Source organism: Sedimentitalea sediminis, assembly GCF_042687825.1.
Taxonomy (GTDB): domain Bacteria; phylum Pseudomonadota; class Alphaproteobacteria; order Rhodobacterales; family Rhodobacteraceae; genus Sedimentitalea.
Map to the genome: position 1 here is coordinate 1 of NZ_JBHUQE010000068.1, position 878 is coordinate 878.

The 878-nt window shown below is 68.0% G+C and carries 1 protein-coding gene; it reads right to left on the minus strand.

Going from position 1 to position 878, the window contains the following annotated elements; all coding sequences use genetic code 11:
- Positions 1-5 precede the first annotated feature (5 nt).
- Positions 6-878, minus strand: an 873-nt coding sequence (gene mmsB / locus ACFMPD_RS17545; RefSeq protein WP_380997349.1) for a 3-hydroxyisobutyrate dehydrogenase, incomplete at its 5' end; no start/stop codon positions are given.

The window sequence follows — 878 nt, forward strand, 5'->3', positions numbered from 1 at the left end:
GCCCCTCACCCCCTGCCGCGGTTTTCAAAGCGGGGCAGCATGGCGCTGAAATCCTTGCCCGCACCGTCCTCGGTTTCGACGAATTGCGCATAGAGTTCGCGGGCCAGCGCGCCCATCGGCGTGTCGGCATCGGCACTCTCTGCCGCCTGCTGGGACAGGCGCAGATCCTTCAGCATCAGCTCGGCGGCGAAACCCGGCGCATAGCCGTTGTCGGCGGGGCTTTGCGGGCCCACGCCGGGCGCCGGGCAATAGGCGTTCATCGACCAGGAATAGCCCGACGAAGTGCTGACCACGTCGAACATCTTTTGCCGGTCCAGGCCCAGCTTGTCGGCCAGGGCAAAGGCTTCGCAGGTGGCGATCATGGTGACGCCCAGGATCATGTTGTTGCAGATCTTGGCCGCCTGGCCGGCACCGGATGCACCGCAATGCACCGCTTTTTGTCCCATGATGTCAAACAGTTCGGCGGCCTTGGCAAAGCCCTGGTCGCTGCCCCCGGCCATGAAGGTCAGGCTGCCCGCCGAGGCCCCGCCGACGCCGCCCGACACCGGCGCATCCACCGCCAGCAGCCCGGCCGCGACCGCCTGTTGGGCGACCGCGCGGGCGCTGTCCAAATCCACCGTCGAACAGTCGACGAACACCGCCCCGGCCGTCATCGCCGGCACGATCTGATCGGCCACGGCGCGCAGGATGGCGCCGTTGGGCAGCATGGTGATCACCGCCTCGGCGCCGGTCGCGGCCGCTGCCGCACTCTCGGCCAGAGCGACGCCGGGCACCGCCACATCGGCCATGTCGAACCCCACGACCGCATGCCCCGCCGCCGCCAGATTGGCCGCCATCGGCCCACCCATATTGCCCAGACCTATGAATCCGATTTTCAT